20 protein-coding genes are annotated in these 24,204 nt (G+C 61.9%); 9 read left to right on the top strand and 11 right to left on the bottom strand.

What is annotated here, in order from left to right:
- Positions 1-73 precede the first annotated feature (73 nt).
- Positions 74-661 (top strand): response regulator transcription factor, encoded by a 588-nt coding sequence (locus AC4HNJ_RS15155; RefSeq protein ID WP_490480418.1) that lies wholly within the window; start codon positions 74-76, stop codon positions 659-661.
- Between the two features lie 6 nt (positions 662-667).
- On the opposite strand, the gene AC4HNJ_RS15160 is transcribed toward AC4HNJ_RS15155, so the two are convergent.
- Complete coding sequence (locus tag AC4HNJ_RS15160; RefSeq protein WP_490480419.1) at positions 668-1,669, bottom strand: isoaspartyl peptidase/L-asparaginase family protein; 1,002 nt, start codon at positions 1,667-1,669, stop codon at positions 668-670.
- A gap of 238 nt (positions 1,670-1,907) precedes the next feature.
- On the opposite strand from AC4HNJ_RS15160, the gene AC4HNJ_RS15165 reads away from it, so the two are divergent.
- The gene (locus AC4HNJ_RS15165) at positions 1,908-3,263 is read left to right on the top strand and encodes a 3-oxoacid CoA-transferase (RefSeq protein ID WP_490480420.1); all 1,356 of its coding nucleotides are present in this window, start codon (positions 1,908-1,910) and stop codon (positions 3,261-3,263) included.
- Between the two features lie 68 nt (positions 3,264-3,331).
- On the opposite strand, the gene AC4HNJ_RS15170 is transcribed toward AC4HNJ_RS15165, so the two are convergent.
- The 3 genes from AC4HNJ_RS15170 to AC4HNJ_RS15180 all read right to left on the bottom strand — a co-directional run bounded on the left by AC4HNJ_RS15170 (position 3,332) and on the right by AC4HNJ_RS15180 (position 5,791).
- Entirely contained in the window at positions 3,332-4,282 is a 951-nt protein-coding gene (locus tag AC4HNJ_RS15170) for a sensor histidine kinase (RefSeq protein WP_490480421.1), read from the bottom strand.
- A 49-nt stretch (positions 4,283-4,331) separates the two neighbouring features.
- Positions 4,332-5,063 carry a response regulator transcription factor gene (locus AC4HNJ_RS15175; protein ID WP_490480422.1) on the bottom strand — a complete coding sequence of 244 codons (732 nt, stop codon included), beginning with the start codon at positions 5,061-5,063 and terminating at the stop codon, positions 4,332-4,334.
- Between the two features lie 104 nt (positions 5,064-5,167).
- Positions 5,168-5,791 (bottom strand): arylesterase, encoded by a 624-nt coding sequence (locus AC4HNJ_RS15180; RefSeq protein ID WP_490480423.1) that lies wholly within the window; start codon positions 5,789-5,791, stop codon positions 5,168-5,170.
- Between AC4HNJ_RS15180 and AC4HNJ_RS15185 the strand changes: the two genes are divergently transcribed.
- From AC4HNJ_RS15185 to AC4HNJ_RS15200, 4 genes are all read left to right on the top strand, one after another.
- Positions 5,790-6,491 carry an ABC transporter ATP-binding protein gene (locus AC4HNJ_RS15185; RefSeq protein ID WP_490480424.1) on the top strand — a complete coding sequence of 234 codons (702 nt, stop codon included), beginning with the start codon at positions 5,790-5,792 and terminating at the stop codon, positions 6,489-6,491. The two genes, AC4HNJ_RS15180 and AC4HNJ_RS15185, sit on opposite strands and share 2 nt — an antisense overlap.
- Complete coding sequence (locus AC4HNJ_RS15190) at positions 6,488-8,971, top strand: ABC transporter permease (RefSeq protein WP_490480425.1); 2,484 nt, start codon at positions 6,488-6,490, stop codon at positions 8,969-8,971. Before AC4HNJ_RS15185 ends, AC4HNJ_RS15190 begins: the two co-directional genes overlap by 4 nt.
- Before the next feature lie 65 nt (positions 8,972-9,036).
- Entirely contained in the window at positions 9,037-9,666 is a 630-nt protein-coding gene (locus tag AC4HNJ_RS15195; RefSeq protein WP_490480426.1) for a glutathione S-transferase family protein, read from the top strand.
- A gap of 17 nt (positions 9,667-9,683) precedes the next feature.
- Entirely contained in the window at positions 9,684-10,802 is a 1,119-nt protein-coding gene (locus tag AC4HNJ_RS15200) for an SLC13 family permease (RefSeq protein WP_490480427.1), read from the top strand.
- A 21-nt stretch (positions 10,803-10,823) separates the two neighbouring features.
- Here the strand turns inward: AC4HNJ_RS15200 and AC4HNJ_RS15205 are convergent, their stop codons facing one another.
- The 6 genes from AC4HNJ_RS15205 to AC4HNJ_RS15230 all read right to left on the bottom strand — a co-directional run bounded on the left by AC4HNJ_RS15205 (position 10,824) and on the right by AC4HNJ_RS15230 (position 15,467).
- Positions 10,824-11,597, bottom strand: a complete 774-nt coding sequence (locus AC4HNJ_RS15205) for a DUF4097 family beta strand repeat-containing protein (protein WP_490480428.1) — start codon at positions 11,595-11,597, stop codon at positions 10,824-10,826.
- Positions 11,598-11,673: 76 nt separating this feature from the next.
- A complete protein-coding gene (gene mazG / locus AC4HNJ_RS15210) occupies positions 11,674-12,486 on the bottom strand; it encodes a nucleoside triphosphate pyrophosphohydrolase (protein ID WP_490480429.1) in 813 nt (270 codons plus the stop codon).
- Positions 12,483-13,304, bottom strand: coding sequence for a 3'(2'),5'-bisphosphate nucleotidase CysQ (cysQ, locus tag AC4HNJ_RS15215; RefSeq protein ID WP_490480430.1), 822 nt, complete (start codon positions 13,302-13,304; stop codon positions 12,483-12,485). The genes mazG and cysQ overlap by 4 nt, the downstream gene beginning before the upstream one ends.
- A gap of 15 nt (positions 13,305-13,319) precedes the next feature.
- Positions 13,320-13,877: an ADP compounds hydrolase NudE gene (gene nudE, locus AC4HNJ_RS15220; RefSeq protein WP_490480431.1), complete on the bottom strand. Its 558-nt coding sequence runs from the start codon at positions 13,875-13,877 to the stop codon at positions 13,320-13,322.
- A gap of 25 nt (positions 13,878-13,902) precedes the next feature.
- Entirely contained in the window at positions 13,903-14,694 is a 792-nt protein-coding gene (locus tag AC4HNJ_RS15225) for an inositol monophosphatase family protein (protein WP_490480432.1), read from the bottom strand.
- Positions 14,691-15,467: a type II secretion system protein N gene (locus tag AC4HNJ_RS15230; protein WP_490480433.1), complete on the bottom strand. Its 777-nt coding sequence runs from the start codon at positions 15,465-15,467 to the stop codon at positions 14,691-14,693. Before AC4HNJ_RS15230 ends, AC4HNJ_RS15225 begins: the two co-directional genes overlap by 4 nt.
- A 68-nt stretch (positions 15,468-15,535) precedes the next feature.
- On the opposite strand from AC4HNJ_RS15230, the gene AC4HNJ_RS15235 reads away from it, so the two are divergent.
- Positions 15,536-16,900, top strand: a complete 1,365-nt coding sequence (locus AC4HNJ_RS15235; protein ID WP_490480434.1) for an adenosylmethionine--8-amino-7-oxononanoate transaminase — start codon at positions 15,536-15,538, stop codon at positions 16,898-16,900.
- A gap of 43 nt (positions 16,901-16,943) precedes the next feature.
- Here the strand turns inward: AC4HNJ_RS15235 and AC4HNJ_RS15240 are convergent, their stop codons facing one another.
- Entirely contained in the window at positions 16,944-17,267 is a 324-nt protein-coding gene (locus AC4HNJ_RS15240) for a hypothetical protein (protein WP_490480435.1), read from the bottom strand.
- Between the two features lie 253 nt (positions 17,268-17,520).
- Between AC4HNJ_RS15240 and AC4HNJ_RS15245 the strand changes: the two genes are divergently transcribed.
- Together AC4HNJ_RS15245 and AC4HNJ_RS15250 are read left to right on the top strand one after the other, a co-directional pair.
- Complete coding sequence (locus tag AC4HNJ_RS15245; RefSeq protein WP_490480436.1) at positions 17,521-19,260, top strand: ShlB/FhaC/HecB family hemolysin secretion/activation protein; 1,740 nt, start codon at positions 17,521-17,523, stop codon at positions 19,258-19,260.
- 102 nt (positions 19,261-19,362) lie between these two features.
- Positions 19,363-24,204 (top strand): two-partner secretion domain-containing protein (locus AC4HNJ_RS15250; protein ID WP_490480437.1); only part of this gene is annotated, 4,842 nt, incomplete at its 3' end.

Here is a 24,204-nt window from a genome sequence, read left to right on the forward strand (position 1 = left end):
ATGCGGCGATATTTTTCGAGCACGGCGCGAACATATCCGGCAAAATAACGCTCATCGATATGGGAAATAGCCGATGGTTCCTCCTAGTCAAGCCGGTAGCGCGCGTCCACTGCTGATCGTGGATGACGACGTTACCTTCGTGCGCGTGCTGACACGTGCATTAAGTTCTCGCGGGTTCGAGGTGCTCAGCGCCACTAGCGCCGATGAAGCGCGATCCCTGGCACAACGGCAACAACCTCGCCATTGCGTGCTGGATCTCAAGCTAGGTGACGAAAACGGTCTGCGCCTGATTCCCGAATTGCACGAACTCGTACCCGACATGCGCATTCTGCTGCTCACTGGCTATGCATCGATTGCCACGGCGGTGGAGGCCATCAAACGAGGCGCGCACGATTACCTTGCCAAACCCGTGGATGCCGAGGCCGTGGTCCGCGCCTTGCTGGAGGCGGACACCGCGCAACATGGCGATGATGAAGTTATCGATGCTCCCGAAGCACCGCTGGCCCTGCGCCGCCTCGAATGGGAACACATCCAGCGAGTCCTCACCGAATGCGACGGCAACATTTCCGAGACGGCCCGCCGTTTGGGCATGCATCGCCGTACCCTGCAGCGCAAGCTCAGCAAGCATCCGGTGCGCGAGCGGCCGCAAGGCGAGAAATAAGCGCATCTATTCCGCTGGCGGCGATGCAGCGGAAGACGGCGGCGCCGGCCGCTGGTTCGAAGGGTCTGGCTCATCGTCGTAAAGCGCGACATGCGCAACGCCGTCCGCACCGATCCAGCCACGATACATGCCGTCCGTGTTGAAGGGTATGGCGATGTTGCCGTTCGCATCCAGGGCAATCGCGCCGCCATTGCCTCCCATGGATGGGATCTCCTGATTGATGACTTCCGCAGCCGCGCGTTGCAGGGGTTCTCCCAGCATGGATACTTTCATGCAGATCTCGTGCGCCGCGACGGTACGCATGTAGAACTCACCCCAACCCGTACCTGACACCGCACACTGTGCATTGGCGTACGTTCCAGCTCCGATGATCGGCGAATCACCGACACGTCCCCAGCGCTTGTCCGTCATGCCGCCGGTGGATGTACCCGCTGCGAGATGCCCCTGGCTATCCAGCGCCACCGCGCCGACCGTTCCGAAATGCTTGGCCGTTTCCACATCGGCATGCGGCTGTTTCGCGGCATCTTCCTTCAACGCTTTTTGCAATTGCTGCCAGCGCTCCTCGGTACGGAAATAAGACGGATCCACCAAGGCGATGCCCTGTTCCTTCGCGAACTCCTCCGCGCCATCGCCAATCAGCATGACGTGCTGCGAGTGCTCCATCACCGCGCGCGCCAGCAGAATGGGATTCTTCACCCGATGCACACCGGCAACAGAGCCTCCACGCAAGGTGTTGCCATCCATGATGGCCGCATCCATTTCGTTCTTGCCATCATGAGTAAATACCGAGCCCTTACCGGCATTGAAGTCAGGGTCGTCTTCCAACACCACAAGCGCCGCCGTGACGGCATCCGTCGCCGGTTTTCCCGCCTTCAGTTCCGCGTAACCGGCCTCCAGCGCCTTCGTCATCGCCGCACGTACCGCCTTTTCCTTGGCAGGGCTCATATCGCGCCGAATCACGCCCGCTCCGCCATGGATGACCAAAACAGGCGTAGCAGCGTGCGTCATGGCGGCAATTCCAAAAGCTGCGATCGCAGCAAGCAGGCTGGCTGGCTTCACTCGGCACCTCTCATGCGGATACTTTCGAGTATAACCAGCGATTTTTACGTGCTCAGCCGTACGGACAAGACGGGCCTCAGAATGCACTTACGGCGCGCTTCGACCTTCGTACAGCATGCCCGATCACCGTTCCGTCGTATCCTTATGCGAGCATTTCCGAGCTAACTCCCTGCAAGAAGGCTTCCTCATGGACAAAGTTTACGCAAGCGCCACCAAGGCTCTGGACGGCCTGCTGTTTGATGGGATGACCATCGCGGCAGGCGGTTTCGGTCTCTGCGGCATCCCCGAGAACCTGATCGGCGCACTGCTCGCGGCCGGCACGAAGGGTCTCACGATCGTCGGCAACAATGCCGGCGTCGACGATTTCGGCATGGGACCGCTGCTGAAGACTCGCCAAGTCAAGCGCGTTTACGCCTCATACGTAGGCGAAAACAAGGAATTCGAGCGCCAGGTGCTGGCGGGAGAACTGGAGCTGCACCTGGTTCCACAAGGCACGCTGGCGGAAAAACTCCGTGCAGGCGGCGCAGGCATACCGGGCTTCTACACGCGCACGGCCTACGGCACCAAACTCGCGGAAGGCAAGGAAACCAAGCAATTCGGCGAGAAGGAATACGTGCTCGAAGAAGCGATTCACGCCGATGTTTCCCTTGTGAAAGCATGGAAGGGCGACAGGCTCGGCAATCTCGTATTCCGCAAAACCGCGCGTAACTTCAATCCGATGATTGCCACCTGCGGCAAGGTCTGTGTCGCGGAGGTGGAAGAACTGGTCGAGGTGGGCGAACTCGATCCCGATCAGGTTCACGTACCGGGTATCTACGTCGACCGCATTCTTCGCGGTGAAAAGTATGAAAAGCGCATCGAGTTCCGCACGATCGCCGGCGCCAATACCGGCAAGGAGAGCCCAATCCGCATGGCGATGGCGCAGCGTGCCGCAAAAGAGTTGCGTGACGGCTTTTACGTCAATCTCGGCATCGGCATCCCGACCCTGGTGGCCAACTTCATTCCGCCAGGCATGGATGTCACGCTGCAGTCGGAAAACGGCCTGCTGGGCATTGGCCCCTTCCCGGACGACGCACACGTTGATCCCGATCTCATCAACGCGGGCAAGCAGACCATTACCGCCCTGCCCGGCTCAAGTTATTTTTCCAGCGCTGAATCCTTCGCAATGATCCGCGGCGGGCACGTAGACCTGTCGATTCTCGGCGGTCTGGAAGTGTCCTGTACCGGCGACCTGGCGAACTGGATGGTACCGGGCAAGATGGTGAAAGGCCCGGGCGGTGCCATGGATCTGGTCAGCGGTGTCAAACGCGTGGTCGTGCTGATGGAGCACACTGCCAAAGACGGAACACCAAAGATCAAGAATCAGTGCGATCTGCCCTTGACCGGCAAGCAGGTGGTGGATCTGATCATCACCGATCTCTGCGTGTTCGAAGTGGAGAAAGGCAAAGGCCTGAGACTGATAGAACTGCAAGAAGGCGTGAGCGTGGATGATGTGAAAGCCAAGACCGGCTGTCCCTTTGCTGTCCATCCATCGTTGCAGTAATCACCCAAAACGGCGGCGGCGAAGCCTATCTGCGCCGCCGACTGCGGTTGCAGCCGTTGCACGCTTCCTTACGCTGGGACCGGCAACGGCTGCGGAAACCGGATTTCCGCCACGTAGCGGTTTCCTCCTTGCACATGCAAGCTCAGCGGCCACGAAAAACGCTCGCTGATCCGCTGAGCAATGGCGTATTCGAAACCTCGCTGCCCCGGCGCAGGAGGATCATGCTCACCTCCTGCGATCGCACTCACGCTTACCGCACCTTGCAATACCGTCACCAACACCGTGCCCTGACCCGTGTATTGGCTGGCGTGCCTGATCAATTGCCAACAGAGCACTGCAAATACACGCGGCGAACCGTGCAGGGCGAACGCCGACGGCTCCTCGAACTGCAAGTCGATAGGATGTCCGTGCAGCATTTCGCGCGCATTGGCGAGTTCATCGCGCAATACATCATTGACGATGAAATCCTGCTCACCCTGGCCGTTGTCTCCTTCGCGGGCCAGAATCAGCAAGGCCTCGACCAGGGCTTCCATTTCGCGAGTCGCGCGTCGGATCCGTTGTACGGAACGCTGGCCAAAATCGCTAAGTTCCGATTCGTCGGCCAGCATGTCGGTCGACATCTTGATCACGGTCAACGGGCTGCGCAGTTCATGGCTGGCATCGCGCGTGAAGTTCCGTTCCCGCTCGTTATAGCCGGCGATGCGACTGGCGAAATGATGAAATCCGCGCGCCAGCGTAGCGATATCGTCATCGGACTGGCGCAGGCGATCGGGCTGCAACGCGTCCAGATCGGCCTGCCCTTCCTTCCAGTTACCCACCCATTGCGCGAGTGTGCTCACTTGTCGCCATGTGCGTTCGGTAGCCAGCCATGTCAGCGCACTGACGATCACAATCAGCAACAACACCGCCACCGCAGGCGCGACGTTGTAATAGCCCATCAGACATACCACAGCGACGGCCACCAGCTGCATGCCGAAAATCAGCAGCAATCGGCGTTGAAAACCACCTCGCGCATGCATGGCGTGTTCCGTTGGCGCGCCCACTGTCATCATGGATCAACGGATGCTGTCACGCGATGTGGGCAGCAGGCGTGGACTCCGTCTCGAGATCGGCCAAGCGATAGCCCGCAGAATGGATGGTATGCAGCAGCGCGTGGTCAAACGGCTTATCGATCACCCTGCGCAAGTTATAAAGATGCGACCGCAGAGTATCGGAATCAGGCAAGGTATCGCCCCAGATTTCCCGTTCGATATCGCGCCGGCTGACCACACGCGGCGACTCGCGCATCAGGATCGCCAGCAGCTTCAGGCCGATCGGGGAAACCGTCAGCTCCTGCCCCGCACGCGTCAGCCGCAGCGTAGCCGTATCCAGGGTCATGTCACCCACGGTCAGCACCTCGCTTGACACCTGCCGGCGGTCCCGGCGAATCAGGGCACGCAGGCGCGCCTCCAATTCCCGCACTTCGAATGGCTTCACCAGGTAGTCGTCGGCGCCAGCCTCCAAGCCGATCAGCTTGTCTTCCAGCGTGTCCCGCGCCGTCAACATAAGCACGGGGGTGGATTTCTTGGCATCCCCCCGCAACTTGCGGCAGACGTCCAGGCCATCGATGCCCGGCAGCATCAGGTCCAGCACTACCACGTCATAGCTATTGGAGACGGCCAGATGCAATCCGCTCACACCATCCTGAGCAAAATCAACGGAATAGCCGCGTCGCTCAAGATACTCTCCCACCATTTCCGCAATCTGACGGTTGTCTTCCACTAGAAGGATCAGCCCAGCATGTTCGTCACGTGAACTCATGATTCGCCTCATCACCGCTGTCGTCTTCACATTTGTGAAGGCTAACGGCTGGGGTGGTAAGGACGACGTGAATTTCGTTGAATGAAACCGTGGTGGCCGTCGATTTACAGCAACGGTTTAAGTTGCGGCCAGATTGTGTTCAGCACGATGGGTTCGCCCGCCGCCACCGGATGAAGGCCGTCCTCCTGCATCAACACAGGGTTCAAAGCCACGCCTTCCAGCATGAAGGGAACCCATGACGTGTGTTTCTCGCGAGCTAGATCCGCATACACCTTGCGCAATCCGGTCCGGTACTGCGGACCATAATTCACCGGCATTTCTATGCCCAGCAACAGTACCTTCGCGCCAGCGTGCCGCGCATCATCGATCATCGCGGCGAGATTGACGCGCAGGTCAGTGAGCGGCAACCCCCGCAAGCCATCATTGGCGCCCAACTCGATGACCACGACGCGCGGATGATATTGCCGCAGCAGCGCAGGCAAGCGGTTGCGGCCGCTCAGCGAGGTTTCTCCGCTGATGCTGGCATTGATCACCGTCCAGCCCGGCTCCATGTCATGTAGCCGTACTTCCAGCAGATGCACCCAACCAGCCTCTACAGGAATGTTGTGCGCGGCGGACAATGAATCGCCCAGCACGAGCAGGTTTCTTGCGGGCATGTTTTTCGTGGGCGCGGCCTGCACCGCACAGATACCGCACAGCAGTACAAGCAGACAAAGGAAACGACGCATGAGTGGTGGTTCTCGTCCGATGGTTGAAAGGCATGTGCTCGAAGCCTGCGATGTTAGCAAGTCGGTCATGGGCCCCGAGGGAAGGCTGGATATCCTGAGCCGCGTCACGCTGCAGGTGGACGCGGGCGAGAGCTTCGCCATCGTGGGCGCTTCCGGATCAGGCAAGACCACCCTGCTCGGTCTTCTCGCCGGATTGGACACACCTACGCATGGCAGCATCCGGCTGGACGGCCATCCGCTCGAACAACTCGACGAAGAAGCGCGCGCGGACTTGCGACGACGCTTGGTTGGATTCGTGTTTCAGTCGTTTCACCTGCTGCCCGCGCTGACTGCCGAGCAAAATGTGATGCTGCCCCTCGAGCTGGAAGGTCAGGCCGATGCGCGCGAAAAAGCTCACGAGGCATTGGATGCGGTGGGCCTCGCTGCGCGCCGCAAACACTATCCCGCGCAATTATCGGGCGGCGAACAACAACGCGTCGCGATTGCACGTGCATTCGTCCATGGTCCTCGCGTGCTGTTTGCCGATGAGCCGACCGGCAACCTGGATCGGCGAACAGGCCGGCATGTCTGCGATCTGCTGTTCGCCTTGAATCACGATCATCAGACCACGCTGGTACTGGTCACGCATGACCTGCAACTTGCCGAACGCTGCCATCGGCGCGTGGAATTGTGCGAAGGTCAACTGGAACCGCTGTCATGAAGATCCTGTTGCTGGCGCTGCGCAGCCTGCGGCGTGAATGGCGCCTGCCGGAACTCCGCACCTTGGCGGCGTCGCTGGTGCTGGCGGTGGTCGCGCTCGGCGTGGTGGCCACGCTTACCTCGCGCATGGAACACGGCGTGCTTGCCAGTGCCGCCGAGCTGATCGGCGGTGATGTCGGTGTGTCGGCGCCGCAAAGCATCCCGAATAAATTCGCCATTGCCGGGCGCCAGCGAGGACTTGCCGTAACACGCACCGCAAGTTTCCCCAGCGTGGCGTTTGCGCAACAGCAAAGCCAGTTGCTGGATGTACTCGCTACCGATGGCGCTTATCCATTGCGTGGCACGCTCTTGATCGACGATGCCAGCGGCAGGCAAATCATCAGCCATGGCCCCGCTGCCGGAACCGTTTACCTTGATCACCGCGCGCTAGTGGCGCTGCACCGGCGTGTTGGTGAAACCGTGCAGCTTGGCGGTCGCGATCTGCGCATCACCGGTGAATTGCTGCAAGAGCCTGATGGCGGAGAGCTGGTCGCGATGGCCCCCAGGGCGCTGATGAGCCTGGACGATGCCAAAGAGGTCGGCTTGCTCGGCGTCGGCAGCCGCGCACGCCACGATGTGCTGTTGGCCGGGGAACCCGCTGCGGTACAAAGCTGGCGCAGCTGGGCGCAATCCACCACTTTGCCGCAAGGAGGCGAGCTGATCACGCCCGAGCAGACACAAGAGCGCATGCGCAATGCCTTCGATCGTGCCAGTTCGTTCCTGCGTTTGACCGCCCTGCTTTCCGCGCTGCTCTCGGGCGTGGCCATCGCATTGGCCTCGCAACGCTATGCACGTCGCAAGGTCGATGAAGTATCCCTGCTGCGCGCCCTGGGTACATCGCGACGGCGCGTATTCGGTCTCTTGCTCGGCACTCTGGGTGGTCTTGCACTACCCGCTGCCGCGCTGGGGATTGTGCTGGCACTAGCACTGGCGCAAGCCGCGTGGATGTTTGCAAGCCAATTGTTTGCCGGCGTTCCTACCGTGCTGCCGGTACTCCCATCGTTTGCGGCGGCGGGCATGGGCATCGCTGTGCTGGCGGGCTTCGCCCTCCCTCCGCTGGTACGCCTTGCGGATATCCCGCCTGTGGCGGTCTTTCGCGCCAGCCTCGCGCGCCGTGTCCGCCGCTTTGATGTGCTCTATCTCCTTCCGGCGTTGGTCGCGCTGGCATTGATCTGGAACCTAAGCGGTTCCGCGACGCTCGCTGGCATCCTCGCCGCCAGCCTGCTGGGTGTCGGGATCGTGGCAGCGCTGCTCGCCACCGCGCTGCTATGGATCGCTCGCCGCGTGGCTCCCGGGGGCCATCCCGCTTTGCGGCTTGGGATGGCCGCACTCGCGCGCCGACGCGGACTCAGCATCGTGCAGGCCACGGCCCTGAGCCTGGGGCTTACCGCCCTGCTCTTGCTGGCCGTCGTCGCGCCTGCGCTGCTCGACGGCTGGCGCAAGGAATTGCCCAGCGATACGCCCAACTGGTTCGTGCTCAATCTGCAAACGGATCAGCGCACAGGCTTTGATGCCGCACTCCAGCGCATCGGCGCAAGCGAACTCAACATGATGCCGCTCGCCGTCGGCAAGCTCACGGCGATCAATGGCCATCCTGTCGACACGATGACGTTCAAGGATAAGCGCGCCAAGGAATGGAGCGATCGCCAGCTACGCCTGTCCTGGTCTGCGGACCTCCCGCCATCCAACAGCGTGATCGCAGGCCATTGGTTCCAGCCTCATCCTGCGCAGGCCCAAGTTTCCGTGGATACGATGTGGCGCGACATGTATGCGCTCAAGCTCGGCGACACGATGCGTTTTAATGTCGGTGAAGGCCAGCTCGATGCACGGGTGACCAGTTTTCGACATGTCGACTGGAGTTCGTTTCGCGTCAATTTCTTCCTCTTGCTGGATCCGGCACATGCTGATGCCTTGCCGCATACCTGGCTCGCCAGCTTCTACCTGCCGCGCGGCCATGCCGAGTCGCTGGCATCGCTCTCACGCGATTACCCGAACCTGAGCCTGATCGACGTGGATGCCTTGCTTGATCGCGTGCGAGAGATTGTGCAGCGCGTGACCGGCGCCGTGCGCTGGGTGCTTGGCTTCAGCCTGCTGGCCGGCGCGCTGGTCCTGGCTGCCGCCCTCGCAACCAGCGGGCAAGAACGCCGTCACGAAGCGGCGCTATTGCGAACCCTGGGTGCCCGGCAGGGCCTGTTGCGCGTGGCGGCTGCCTGTGAATTTGCACTGCTCGGCCTGATTGCAGGTATCACGGCAGCCGTCGGTTCGGAAATCGGCGGATGGTGGCTGGGCCGGAGCGTGTTCCATCTGAAGAACTTCGTGCCGCATCCCCTGCCGCTCATGCTGGCTGCGCTGATGGCGGCGGTCGTGGTGATGTTGCTCGGGCTGGCAGGCACTCGCAAAGTCACGCATACACCGCCGATGCGCCTGTTGCGTGCAGAATGACGTACCGCTCTCCTTTGCGGGCAGAGGCGCTACGATCCGCACTTTGCTCCCGGCAAGGAACGTGCATGTACACCCTCTATTACTCTCCCGGCACGGCCAGCATGGTTGTCCACCTGGCACTGCTGGAAATCGGTGCGGACTACCGGCTTGAACAGGTCGATCTGGAGAAAAAGGCCCAGCGCAGCCCGGAATACCTGAAGCTCAATCCGAACGGCAGGGTGCCCACGCTGCTAATCGATGGGCGTCCGGTGTACGAATCGGCGGCGCTGCTCACCTTGCTGGCCGAGCGCCATCCGGAAGCGAGGCTAATTCCACCGCTCAACACCGCGGAGCGCGACGCGTGGATGCAGTGGATGGTCTATCTGACCAACACCTTGATGTCGGCGTACCGGCTATGGTTCTACCCTGGCGAGCTGGGTCATGACGAACACCCACCTGCCATCCGCACAGCCTTGCAACGCAAGATCGAGGCAGTGTGGGATCACCTTGAATCGCATCTTTCCGCACATGGCCCTTATTTGCTTGGCGATGTCTTTTCCGGCGTCGATCTGCTGCTCACCATGTTGATGCGTTGGTCGCGCAACATGCCGCGCCCGGCCACTGAATGGCCCGCACTGAAACGCCTGGCCGATCTTGTGCGAGCCCGCCCAAGCTGGCAGAAGCTCTATGCGCTGGAAGGTTTAAGCGAATGGTGAATCTGCGCGAGCGGCCCATGCGCGTATGGCTCCATCGCCTGAAACACGAATGGCTGCTTTGCCTGTTCACGGCATTGACCCTGCTGCTGGCATGTGCCGATCCGCAACCCTGGTCGCGTTATCACCAGTGGCTGCAACTGCCGACACTGTGCGGACTGCTTGGATTGCTGATAGCCATCCAGGGCATTCGCGACAGCGGACTGGTGCAGCGCCTGGCCGGCATGCTCGTCGCTCGCATGCACTCGATACGCAGCGTCGCCTTGCTGCTGGTGAGCATGACGGCGGTGTTGTCGATGGCATTGACCAACGATGTCAGCCTGTTCCTGACGGTGCCATTGACCGTGGCGATAGGCAGCATGTCCAACCTGCCGATTCTCCGTATGGCGATACTGGAAGCGCTTGCCGTCAATGCGGGGTCGTGCCTGAGCCCGATCGGTAATCCGCAAAACCTGTTGATCTGGCAGCACGCGCAGATGCCGTTCCTGCCGTTTGTCATCAAACTGCTGCCGGCTGCGGCGGTGATGTTTGTCCTGGTTGCCGCCGTTGCCTGGATCTGGATGCCAAAAGAGCGAGTGACGCTTTATGCGAACAAGCTCGATGGGCAGAAGGTATCAGCGTGGCTGGCCACGCTGTCCGTGGCAGGACTTGCCTGGATGGTGCTGATGATGGAACACGGTCATGCGCCGTGGGGGGTGGCCTTAGTGGCGCTCCTGTTCATGCTGCTGTCGCGGCAAAGCCTCAAACGGATCGACTGGCTGCTGATGGCGACTTTCGCGACCATCTTTCTCGGTCTTGGTCACTTTGCCGCGTTGCCCCTGGTCGATCACGCGTTAGGCATGATTGATTTCAAGCAGCCATTCGCGCTTTATCTCAGTGGCGTTGTCAGCTCCCAACTGATCAGCAACGTGCCGGCCACGGTACTTCTGCTTGATCGAACCCAGGATGCGGTAGCGCTGGCAGTGGCGGTGAATGTGGGAGGCTTTGGCATCGTGATCGGATCGCTGGCCAACCTCATCGCTTTGCGCCTGGCAAAACAGCCGCACGGCATGCGGCTGTTTCATGGCATTTCGATTCCCTTCCTGCTGGTTTGCGCACCGCTGGTTTATCTGGTCATGCACGTGCTCGCCCGGAACTGAACACGTACAACGCATGCACGCTCAGTCGTCGTCACGCGGCACGCTGACCTTGCCCCCGATGTTGCTGTGCGTGACGTCGCCGCTCCCTTTTGCTCCCACGATCAAGTCGCCGCGCACGTCACTGACATTCAGGTCACCCGAACCAAGCGTTCCGACATGGACGCTGCCATCCACTTGTTGCAGCGTCACGTCACCCGAACCAACGCTGCCGAGGTGGACGTCGTTGTGAACCGAGCGTGCCTTGAGATCGCCTGACCCGATGGAACCTGCGCGCAAACTGCCTACGTCGGATATTTCCACGTCGCCCGAACCGGCCGTCACCGAAACAGCTCCCGCGATGTGATCGATATGCAGATCGCCTGAACCTGTCTGCGCATCGAGCTGCGTCAAGCCGCTCACCCAGGCGTCTCCCGAACCGGTGTTCACCGTCACCGGCATGTGCGAGGGCAACCGGACCTGCAGATCCAGGTAAGCGTATGACACGCCAAACAACCGGACGTTGAAGGTATGCGTAGCGCCGACATCGATGATCAGCTGATCGCCCTCCCGATGCGAGGTCACTTGCAGATTGTCCAGCGCCGCCTGGGACGAAGCGCAAGCACGCCCCGTCAAATCCAGGGCATTGGCATCACCACTGCCGGCCAGATGCATATCCTGGCTGTGCAATTCGATTTGCACGCCGCGCACGCCGGCGAGGTCATCATGAAGATTGCGGGGGGCGGAATAGCGGCACTCCTCGCCTGCGGCGACAAGCGGAATGGACAGCAAAAACAGCAAAGCAACGGCAGAACGCATGCGGAACCCTCCAGAGTTGTACGGCAACTAGGATGCGCGCCGGTTTGAAAAGGTTGAAAGCCGGTATGCGCTGACGCTATGCCTGCCGCTCTTCGGCTTTGGCCTGCCGCCACAGCGCTTCCTGTTCCATCAGACCAAACGCCTGCAGCGGCTCGCCCTGCTCGGCCGCCAATTGCTCCATGCGCCGGAACCGGCGCTCGAATTTCGCATTGGCGCGCTTCAGAGCCCGCACCACGTCCACCTTGGCATGACGAGCAAGATTGGTGGCGACGAACAATACATCGCCGATCTCGTCTTCCAGCCGATCGGGATCGCCGCCAGCCTCGAATTCGGCGGCTACTTCGGCCAGCTCCTCCTGCAATTTGCCGACGACTGGACGGTAGTCGGGCCAGTCGAAACCCACTGTTGCGGCGCGCTGCTGCAGCTTTTGCGCGCGCTGCCACTCCGGCTGCCCGCGCGATACGCCGGCCAATACACTGTCATCGTGCCCCTCGCCCTTGGCTGCGCGCTCGGTGGCCTTGATGTCTTCCCAGGCGCGCTTTTGCTCGTCTACGTCAGCATACGTGACGTCGCCAAATACATGGGGATGGCGACGAAGCATCTTTTCGCTGATGGCATTTACAACATCGTCGAATTCGAACAGCCCTTGCTCCTGGGCCACTTGCGAATGGAAAACCACTTGCAGCAGGAGATCGCCCAATTCGTCGCGCAGATCGTTCCAATCGCGGCGATCGATCGCATCGGATACTTCGTAGGCTTCTTCGATGGTGTAAGGCGCAATGGTGCTGAAATCCTGCTGCAGGTCCCATGGACAGCCGCGCTGCGGATCGCGCAGGCGACCCATGATGGCCAGCAGATCCGCAAGACGATGCCGTGTCACGGCGCTCATGCCAGGCCAGCCTCGCGCAAGCGCATCGTCCAGTCGATGCCCATGTCGCCCACCGCGAGGAATTCCGGGTTGATCAATGATTCGCCCCGGTTGTAGTGCAAAGGATTGCCCGCCAGGTCGAGCACGGCACCGCCGGCCTCTTCCAGCACGCACTGGGCCGCAGCCGTATCCCACTCGCTGGTAGGCCCGCGGCGCAAATAGACGTCCGCCGCACCACGCGCAATCAGGCAGAATTTCAGGGAAGAACCCAGCGGTTGCATCAAGTACTCTTCGCCCAACAGCCGGCGCATCACCGCTTCCGCCGAACCGCCATGCGAGCGGCTGCCGGCAGCCACCGGTGGATTGCCCAGCTGGCGAGTGAAGATGCGTTCCCAATCAGCACCGCTTTGCACCTGCCACCATGCACCGTATCCGCGTGCGGCGACGAACAATTCTTCGGTCACCGGCGCCAGCACCACGCCCAATACCGTCTTGCCGTGTTCGACCATGGCGATATTGACGGTGAATTCGCCGTTGCGTTTGACGAATTCGCGCGTACCGTCCAACGGATCGACCAGCCAATAGCGGCTCCAGCTGCGCCGCTGCTCCCAAGGTAGCTGGCTGGCCTCTTCCGAGACGACAGGAAGTTGCGGATCGATCTTCGCCAAGCCATCGACAATGACGTTTTGCGCAGCCAGGTCCGCGGCCGTGAGCGGCGAGTGGTCGTCTTTGACTTCGACATCAAAGTCTTCGCGGTAGACCGCCATGATGGCTTCGCCGGCACGACGCGCCAGCATGCCTATGTCGGCCAGGAGAGGATGATCGGGTATGTCGCTCACGTTGTATGCAGAAGCCTATTCAAGGTCTAAACGTCCGGCGAGGTATTCGCGCGCCAGGAAAAGCGCCGCGATGGAACGACCCTCCGTGACATCCTCGCGCGAAACCAGGGTATGCAAGTCGGAGAGCTTCCACGGCACCACTTCAAGCTCTTCGGGTTCATCCCCGGGAAGCCGTTCGGGATACAGGTCTTGCGCGAGCACCACATGCGCCATGTGTGTCATGTAGGAGGGCGACAGCGACAGGTTGTGCAGGATCTTGAGCTTGCGCGCGCCATAGCCCACCTCCTCCTTGAGCTCGCGGTCCGCGCCTTGTTCGACGGTTTCGTCCTGATCAAGACGGCCCTTCGGAAGCCCCAGCTCGTAGCGATCCACGCCTGCGCCGTATTCGCGTACCAGCAGCACCGTTTCATCATCGAGCATCGGCACGATGATCACGGCACCGAGACCATGTCCCTTGAGACGTTCATAGGTGCGATGCTCGCCGTTCGAAAATTCCAGATCGAGCTGCTCGACACGCAGGAAGCTGCTGGTTTCCAGATCGCGCGTGGCGTGGATGATGGGGTAGCTAGGCATGAGAGGATTGTAACCGGCTTTTATTTCACACTGGTCCTGGCGCGGACGAGAAGCGTTTCAACGCATGCGCATGAATGGCTGGCGTGCCGGCTAGAACGCTGCGGGTATCCAGGCTCAGGGGGCCACCGTCCAGATCCGTGAACACCCCACCGGCTTCGCGCACGATGACTGCCAGCGCGGCAATGTCGAGGATGTTGACGTCCGACTCCAACACGAGATCCAGGCCACCGCGCGCGAGCAGGTGGTAATGGCAAAAATCGCCATAGCCGCGGATACGATTGCTCGCACGAATCAATTCGCCCAACGTCTGCCAGCGAGCGTCCGTCGTAAGTGTCTTGACGTTGCCGATGGAAAGGGAAGCCTGCGCGATGTCCGCCGTAGACGCCACATGGACACGCTGCTCATTGAACCATGCCCCCGCGCCGACGCTGGCCCACATGGTCTCTCCATAGACCGGCGCACTCGACACCCCCAGCACCAGTTCGCCTCGATACATCAGGGCGATTTGCGTAGCGAAGAACGGTGTGCGGCGTACGAAACTCTTGGTGCCGTCCAACGGGTCCACCAACCACAGCAAGCCATCGCGGTCGCCGTCCAGGCCGTACTCTTCGCCGTAAATGGCCGCGCCTGGCAAAGCAGGGGCGAGCACGGCCCGAATCGCACGTTCTGCTTCGCGATCGGCGATCGTCACCGGCGTATCGTCGGATTTGATTTCGATCTCAACGCCGCGGCGCCAGTAGTGCCGGATAACTTCACCCGCCGCCTCAGCGGCTTCACGCGCGGCCTTCAGCGCCACTCCCCATGGCTGGTCGTTCATGATTTCCCCATTGCGGTGTTCAACAGAGCCAAACCCCCACGATAGCGGAGTTGGAACATTCCGTCCGCCGAAGGTTTTGCTCCCAATGTCTGCAGCCACGCCGAGAGCGCCGGATCGTTCGCGCGCGGCTTCAAGCGGACACGCAAATCCCAGCCAAGCGGACTGAAAGACAAGTGTCCCATCGTTTGCAGCGGGCCACGGCCGTCATCGTGGAACATAGCCTGGACGACGCCCGACTCGCCGCTGACATGAAACAACAGTGTGCCGAGTGGAATCGCCTCCCCTACCGTACGCACCGCCGCCTGGGACCACGTCCCGGTCGCCTCAAGCTGCATCGGCCAATACCCTTGCAAGCGGGCTTGTGGAACATGCACATCGAGTTCGCCTTGCGGCTGCCCGTGCAGCCAAGGTTGCGCGCCAAGCAACGAGGCATCCATGTGCAACGTGAGGTCATGCACACCGAGCGCGGCAGCCGAGAGACGATGGAGCTGCCCCCGGATTTGCAACCGAGGCCGAATCAAGTCCAGGCCGACACGCAGATCGCCCAGCAACGCGCGCCGCGATACGTTCCAGCTGAGTTCGCCCAGATTCGCGCCCTCTGCGCTGGCAAGCTCTCCGGCCCGGCCTTGCCACACCGTCCCTTCCACACGCTCAAGCCGAACACCAGGCAGATGCGGTTGCAACAGCGGCGCGACCCAGCGCGCCGGCATGAACCACACCATCACGCCCAGAGCAAACGCACCCAGTGCGATATATGCCAACAACCTCTTCATCGACGCGCGCCACCTCAAGGCCTGCGGCAACGCTTGAGAGACATCGCCACTAGCTCGATCATAGCCGGATGACTATCCGCACCGACGCCAATACCGCCCTCGCCCAGCGAGACCTCCGCCATATCTGGCATCCCTGCACACAGATGCACGATCACGAATCCGTGCCCTTGCTGCCTATCGTGCGTGGCGAAGGGCCCTGGCTGATCGACGCAAATGGACAGCGCTACCTGGACGGCATCAGCTCCTGGTGGACCAATCTGTTCGGTCATGCCAATCCGCGCATCGCGGCAGCGCTGGCCGACCAGGCCCATACGCTGGAGCACGTAATCTTTGCCGGCTTCACGCATCCGGTAGCGATAGAGCTGGCCGAACAGCTGGTGCACATCACGCCGCCGGGGCTGCAGAAAGTATTCTTTGCCGACAACGGTTCCGCAGCCGTCGAAGTGGCCCTGAAGATGAGCTTCCACTATTGGCTCAATCAAGGTCATGGTGAGAAAACCCGTTTTATCGCGCTGACGGGGAGCTATCACGGTGAAACCCTGGGCGCGTTATCGGTAAGCGATGTTGCGCTGTACCGCAAGACTTACGCGCCTTTGTTGCTCACGCCGATTCTTGCGCCTTCGCCCGATACCTATGAAGGAGAACCCGGCGAATCGCCGGAGCAGACAGCCACACGCCGGCTCGAAGCGATGCGCGTGCTGCTCGAACGTCATGCACATGAGACCTGCGCCGTGATCGTAGAGCCGCTGGTGCAATGCGCTGGCGGCATGCGCATGTATCACCCCAGCTACCTGAGCGGCTTGCGCGCGCTGTGCGACCACTACAACGTGCATCTGATTGCCGACGAGATCGCCGTAGGCTTCGGCCGCACCGGCACCCTGTTCGCCTGCGAGCAGGCCCGCATCTCACCGGACTTCATGTGCCTGTCCAAGGGGCTTACCGGCGGAACCCTGCCGCTTTCCGCGGTGCTCACCACCGAGAACATTTACGAAGCGTTCTATGCCGAATACAACGCCGGCAAGGCGTTCTTGCATTCCCACAGTTACACCGGCAATCCGCTTGCCTGCCGTGCTGCCCTGGAAACACTGGCGATTTTCCGCGATGAACCGGTGCTGGAACGCAATCAGACACTGGCCGCGCATCTTTCGAAACGGCTCGCACCACTGCATGACCATCCGAACGTCGCTGATGTGCGACAGCAAGGCATGATCGCTGCCGTGGAACTGGTCGCGGATAAAGCGACTCGCCGTGCCTACGCTGCCCAGGAACGCCGTGGCTTGCGCGTCTACCTGCACGGTTTGCAACATGGTGCATTGCTGCGGCCACTAGGCAACGTCATTTACTTCATGCCGCCCTACGTGGTGAACGAAGACGACATCGATCATCTGGTCGACGTTGCTCGCCAAGGCATCGCCGAAGCAGTAAAAGATTGAGGCAGCGCTCCGCTTCTTTTGGAAACGGAATGGCCGCCCCGAATCAGTAGCCATTTCCATGCAAGGTGATGCTTGGATCCAGCTTTTGCAGCGCGGGTCCCAATGTCCGCTCACCCGTGTTGTCGATCTCCTGCTTGGTGTATGAACGCCCAGAAACGGGAAGGCATTCACCTTTCTTTGGCCTGATCAAGCTACCGGTATCACGCAGGCAATGGCGATCTCCCGGCTTGACGGCCGAATGCGTGGCGGGTGCTGCCTCGTGTTGAGCTGTGGCTTGTCCGACCGGCGGGGATGCCTGCGGAGCGGCAAATGCCAGGCTCGAAACGGTTAGTGCGGGTAAAGCGACAAAAAAAGCAAACCTGTTCATGGCAACCTCCTGACTTACCCACTCATCATGGGTGGATCAGAATCACTCTGATACGGAATACCGCAACTCGCAATACAGAATGAGACAAATACTCTTCATTCATTGATGACATTACGCTAAGAGCCGATTTATGGCGTTTTTGTAGGGTAATTCTTACTTTTTTGTAAGGGATCGCTAAATTTCCTTAAGCCTGCTCACCGGCAGTTCTCTTGCGGTTAGTCTCGCCAACCCGCGAAAGAATCTACGCTAGAACATGGCAACCACACACACCGCACGACGCGGTGAAAAACAACGCACGGAAAAAGCGAAACACCGTTGGCTGATCATGGTGGGCCTGGGGCTATCGCCGCTTGCATGGTCACAGGAACAGCCGCCGTCTTCACTTACTACGCTGGATGAGCAACAGCAACGTGAGCGCACTCAGCGCCAGGCGCAAGAGCGGCAAGCGCGCAGCACTGCGCCACACGTACGCCTGAGCGAACGGCCTGCTGCGGATTTCCAGCGCACGGATTTGCCCGCCGAAACGCCCTGCTTCGCCCTTGAGCGCATTGAACTGCAAGGCGCGCGAAGCCAATCGTTCGGCTTCGTACAGCGATATCTGGATCAATACATCGGACGCTGCGCCGGGCGCGAAGGCATCAGCCTCATCGTGCGACGCGCAGGCGAGCTGATTCTCGATCGCGGTTATGTCACCACGCGTGTCGGCCTTCCCGAACAGGATCTTTCCCGCGGCGTACTGACTATCACCCTGGTTCCCGGTGTCATCCACGCCATCCGCATGGCGGATGGCAGCTCCGCAGGCAGTTGGCGCTGGGCATTGCCCATGCGTCCTGGCGACCTGCTCAACCTTCGCGACATCGAGCAAGGGCTGGAGCAAATGAAGCGCGTACCATCCCAGGATGTCGACATCGACATCGATCCGGCAGACGCTCCCGGACAGTCGGATCTCGTCATCACCGTCAAGCGCACGAAACCGTGGCGCATCGCGGCGACCCTGGACAATTCCGGCGCCAGCGCGACGGGCCTCTATCAGGCAGGCATCAACCTCGGTATCGACAATCCCCTCGGCATCAACGATCTGCTGTCGCTAGGTGCAACGCATGACGTCTTGAATGGATCGGGCCGAGGCACGGGTGGTTTTAACGGCAACTACTCCCTGCCTCGCGGCGATTGGCTGTTCACCATCAACTACAGCAACTACCGTTACGACCAGACCATAGAAGGCTCCGCACAGACATTCCGCAGCAGCGGCACGTCCCGCTCCCTCGACCTCGCCGCGCAGCGGTTGCTCTGGCGCAATCAAAACAGCAAAACCCTCTTCGAGTTACACGCCGGCAAACGATGGGCGCACAGTTTCATTGAAGACGTGGAACTGGATTCGCAACGACGTGACATGAGCATGCTTGAAGCAGCCATCTCGCATCGCCGCTATATCCGGCAGGCACAACTCGATCTGCGTGTGGCAGAGCGTTTTGGCGTGCCCTGGTTCGGCGGCCAGCACGACCCACGCGGACACACCCGTGACGAACCCACCTTCAAATACCGGCTGTGGGTATTCGACGCATCGCTCAATCTTCCATTCCAGATACGCAAATTGCCCCTGCAATGGAGCAGCGAATGGCATGGGCAATACAGCAGCAGCCATCTGTATGCATCGGAGTTCATCGCCATTGGCGGCCGATACACCGTACGGGGTTTCGATGGCGACGAAACGCTTGCTGCGGAACGCGGCTGGTATTGGCGCAACACGCTCACCGCCCCTCTCGGCAGTTGGCCCGTCGCGCTGTATGCAGGCATCGATGCGGGCCGCGTCAGCGGTCCGGCCGCAGCGTACATCCTGGACAACACCACCTTGACCGGCGGCTTCATCGGCGTGCGCGGCAGCGTTCGCCAAGTCAGCTGGGACGCCTTTTTCGGCAAACCCTGGCACGGCCGTTCGCTGCTCCAGAACACACGGCCCGCCATCGGGTTCCAGCTGGTCTATGCGTACTGACGCACCTGTTGATTGCCAGATACACGATCCAAGGACAGACAGATGATCAAACACCATTCATGGGCTTCCTCCTCTCGCCGGCGCCTCCTGAGCCGCCGCGCCTTGAGCGTCGCCGTCCTTTCGGCACTGCTCGGAACACCCCTGGGAACGGTTGCACAGGTCACGCCCAGCGCAACAGGCAATCACCCCAGTACGGACACCGCTGCCAATGGCGTGCCGGTGGTCAATATCACCGCGCCGACGGCATCGGGCGTGTCGCACAACGAGTACCAGGCTTTCAACGTCGATCCGCACGGCCTGATCCTCAACAACAGCGCCGGCGTGTCGTCCACCCAATTGGCTGGTTACATCGTGGGCAATCCGCATTTCCACGGCGGACAGGCAGCACGCATCATCGTCAATGAAGTGACCTCCACCAACCCCAGCGTGCTACGCGGCTACACCGAAGTGGCCGGCCACGCAGCCGACGTCATCATCGCCAACCCCAACGGCATCAGCGTGGACGGCGCCGGTTTTATCAACACCCCGCGCGCCGTGCTGACCACCGGCGAATCCATTCTGGGTGGGGACGGATCGCTGCAGGGCTTTCGCGTCACGCGCGGACACATCCGCATTGATGGCGCAGGGCTGGATGCCTCCAACATCGACCGGCTCGATCTGCTCAGCCGCAGTCTCAGCGTCCAGTCGAAAGTGTGGGCCCATCAACTCAACGTGGTCACCGGCGCCAACCGGATCAATCATGCCGATTTGTCCGCTCAGGCGATTGCCGGCGAAGGCGAAACACCGCTCATCAGCCTGGATGTCGCTGCGCTGGGCGGCATGTATGCACACGCTATCCGGCTGATCGGTACCGAAGCAGGCATCGGCGTACGCACCGCCGGCCAACTTGCCACGCAAAGCGGTGACTTCACCATCAACCAGGCCGGCCAGCTGGTGCTTACCGGTATCACCTCGTCCGCAGGACAGCTGTCGCTCCAGGGCAGCAGCGTCAATCACAGCGGCACGCTGCAATCCGCAGGCAACATGACACTGCAGGCAAGCGGCGATGTCACCCATACCGGCACGATCTACAGTGCCGGCAACCTCAACCTCAGCGCCGGCAACACGCTCGACAACCAGGGCACGCTCGCTGCCGCGAACGACATCCTCCTTCGCGCCCGGCAACTCTTTTCGCAAGGCACGCTAGGTGCGGGCATTGCCGGTGACGGCAGCCTGCAAGGCCACGGCGCGCTTGACGTGGCGACATCCAGCGGCCTGGTCGCCAACGGCAACCTGCTCGCTGCCGGCAACCTCACCCTCCAGGGCAGCGCCTTGAACCTGGCGGGCGCGCAAACGCAAGCCGGCGGCAATGCAACACTGACGGCGACGGCCGGCGACATCCTTTACACCCAGGCCGCGCTGGACACGACCGGCGCGCTGACGCTGCGCAGCGCCGGCAACCTCGACACGACCGGCAGCATGCTCCGAAGCGATAGCGCGCAAACGGTCAACGTCGCCGGCGATGCGCGGCTCCAGGGCACGCACTGGGCCGGCGGCGACGGGTACTGGCAAGTGGGCGGCACCCTATCCACCGGCAGCGGCACGCTGGCCGCCCAGGGCCATTTGATACTCGACGCCGGACAGCTGGATGCCCATGGCGTTCTCGCCGCGGGTTTGCGGGCCGATGGTTCGCTGACCGGCGCCGCGCAATTGGCCGCGACCACCCGGGGCATGTTGACGGCCACCGGCGAGAACATCGCCTCCGGATCGCTCAACTTCACCGGCGGCGCCATCAACCTGGCAGGCGCTACGACGCGCGCAGGTGGCGATCTGATGCTCACAGCGCGCCAGGGCGATATCGATCACACCGGTGGCAACCTGGCCGCAAACGGACGTCTAGACGTCCAGGCGAACCGGGCCATTATCAATGCGCAAGCACTGCTGCAAGCCCAGCAACTCGCCATCCAGGCCGACAGCCTCGACAACCGGAATGGCCAGCTGCTGCAAACCGGCGTTGGCGCAACCACGCTCACCCTGCTTGGCAATGTGGACAATACACGAGGCCGCATCGCCACCAATGCCAATGATCTGCGCATCACCGCCAGTACGCTGGACAACACGGCAGGCACGCTCGCGCATGCGGGCACCGGCAGCTTTTCCATCACCGCAAACACCTTCACCAACACACAGGGCAACCTCGCAGGCAACGGCAATCTGCTGCTGAGCGGGACGACCATCGCCAACACCCACGGCACCCTCAGCGTGGCCGGTGACGCCACGCTGAGCGGCACCGACCTGGACAACACCGACGGCACGATCGTCGCGCAAACGCTCCGCGCAACGCTGGATGGCGCGCTCACCAACCAGGGCGGTCTCATGCAGGCGGATGGTCCGCTGCAACTCAGCGCCGATACGCTCGCCAACGGCAACGGCCAGATCAAGGCCTTGCATGACACGCTCGATATGTCCGTCGTGCATGCCCTGAGCAACGCCGCGGGCGGTTTCCTCGGCAGCAACCACCGCGTGAATCTTGCCGCGGGCACGCTGGCCAACGCCGGGCAGATCTATGCCGGCGACGATCTCGCGCTCACCACCCAGGGCGATGCAACGAACAGCGGCGCGCTGCAAGCGCAAGGTCATCTCGATGCGAACATCGTCGGCGTCTTGCGCAATGACGGCGGCAAACTGGAAGCCGGCAGCGGCCAGGCCGCCGCAACGCTTACGCTGCATGCCAACACCCTCAGCAACCAGAACGGCCGCATCGCCAACACCGATAACGGACTGACCCAGATCACCACCCAGACGCTGTCCAACCTTGGCGGCACGGTGGGCGGACAGGGCGACGTCACGCTGGACGCCTCGCAATTGACCAACACGGCCGGCACGCTGGTGGCGGGCGGCGACCTCACGCTGCGCAGCGATGCCTTCTCCAACCAGCGCGGCACGCTGTACAGCGCAGGCAACTTCGATTGGATCAATCGCGCCGCCACGCTCGACAACACGCACGGATCGATCGGCGCCGGCGGCGACCTTTCCCTTGCCCTGGCTGCCACCCACAACGAAGGCGGCGACATCGCCGCCAACGGCAACGTCGCCGCGCAATTCGGCGCATTCGACGGCGTGGGCCGCCTGCGCGCAGGCCGGGATCTGCAACTCACATTAGCCGGCAACTACACCAACCAGGCCGGCAACACACTGTTCGCCAATCGCAACTTCATCTTCAACGTCGGCGGCACACTGACCAACCGCGCCACCCTGGAAAGCGTCGGCGCACTCACCGTCACCGCCGCACAACTCGACAACCAGGCCGGCGCCACTATCAACAGCGCCACCACCACGCTGACCACGTCCGGCGCTCAACACAATGCCGGACGCATCGACGGCGACACCGTCGCGCTTCACGCCAGCGACGTCGTCAACACCGGCACCGTCATCGGCAACACCATTGCCATCACCGCCAACAACCTGACCAATGGCGTGGATCTGGGCAGTACCACCGGCGCGCCCGCCAGCTATGACACCGCCCTGATCGCCGCCGTGCAGCGCCTCGATCTCTATGTCAGCGACACCCTGCTCAACCGCGACGCCACCCTTTACACCCTGGGCGACCTCACCATCGCCGCCGACGCCAATGGCACGCGCAGCCGGGCGGTCACCAATCTCTCCGGCGCGATCGAGGCCGACGGCAACCTCAGCCTGTCCGCGCAGCAGTTCACCAACCAGCGCCGCGTATTCCAGACCGAGGTCTATCACCTCACCGCCTCCGAGCAAGCGCAGAACACCAGCCAATACACCTTGGCGCGCTATCTGTGGAACGACTCCAATCCCGCCCATCATCCGCCGTACGTCGATCCCAGCCAGGTGATCGACAGCAACGAGTTCGCTGCTGCCAAAGGCTTTTGCGACCGGCTGGTCGGCGGCTCCAACGACAAGCGTTGCTCCGGCTATCCCTTCGGCCAGGGCCAGCCCGATACGTTCCAGGGCGTCTACACCAGCACGCTGACCTCCATCACCCGCATCGCCGCCGCCAGCGCGGAAAGCCGCCTGCTGGCTGGCGGCAACATCACGCTCAACGGCTCGGTGCTCAACGACACCTCCACCATCGCCGCTGGCCGCAACCTCACCATCAACGGCCAGAATGGCGGCCAGGGCGGCGGCAATGTCGGCGGCGACACCGTGCGCAACATCGCCTGGGTACCCACCGGCACCGTACGCACCACCCTCAACGAACAAACCGCCACCCAGGTGCTGCTGGACAACCCCCGCCGCTGGGAAGACGGTCCGTGGATGAGCTATGGCACCCAGCTGCGCGACGACACCGTGCCGCTCGGGCCGGGCCAGATACCGGCCTGGATCACCTTCCCCATCGGCCCCGGCGCCGCCGCCACGATGAGTGCCGGCCAGGCCGTTGACATCACCGCCGAACACATCGACAACACCCCTGTCGGCGCCGACGGTAATCCGGTTTCGGGCGTGGGCCTGGGCGCCAACGATGGCCGCCAGACCCTGCAAGGCCAAAACGGCGGTGGCATCGGCCGGGTCGGCGGCATGGCCGGCCCGGTCCCGGGCGTGCAAACCCTCGGCACGCCGGGCCAGCCGTTACCGGTCTCGCTGCCCAACGGCGGCCTTTACACCCTGCATCCTGGCAGTGGTCGCCCGTACCTGGTGGAAACCGACCCGCGCTTCGCCAGCTACGCCGGCTTCCTCGGCAGCGACTACCTGCTCAACCGTCTGGGGCTGGACGGCGACGCCACCCTCAAACGCCTGGGCGATGCCTTCTACGAAACCCAGCTCGTCCTCGACCAGATCACCGGCCTCACCGGCCGGCGCTACCTCACCGGCGATACCGACAGCCTCAACCAGTACAAAGCCCTGATGGATGCCGGCGTGGAAGAAGCGCAACGCTTCCAGCTCAGCGTGGGCGTCGCCCTCACCCCCGACCAGATGGCCCAGCTCACCCAGGAC

It is taken from the genome of Dyella sp. SYSU CM1112, from assembly GCF_058216415.1.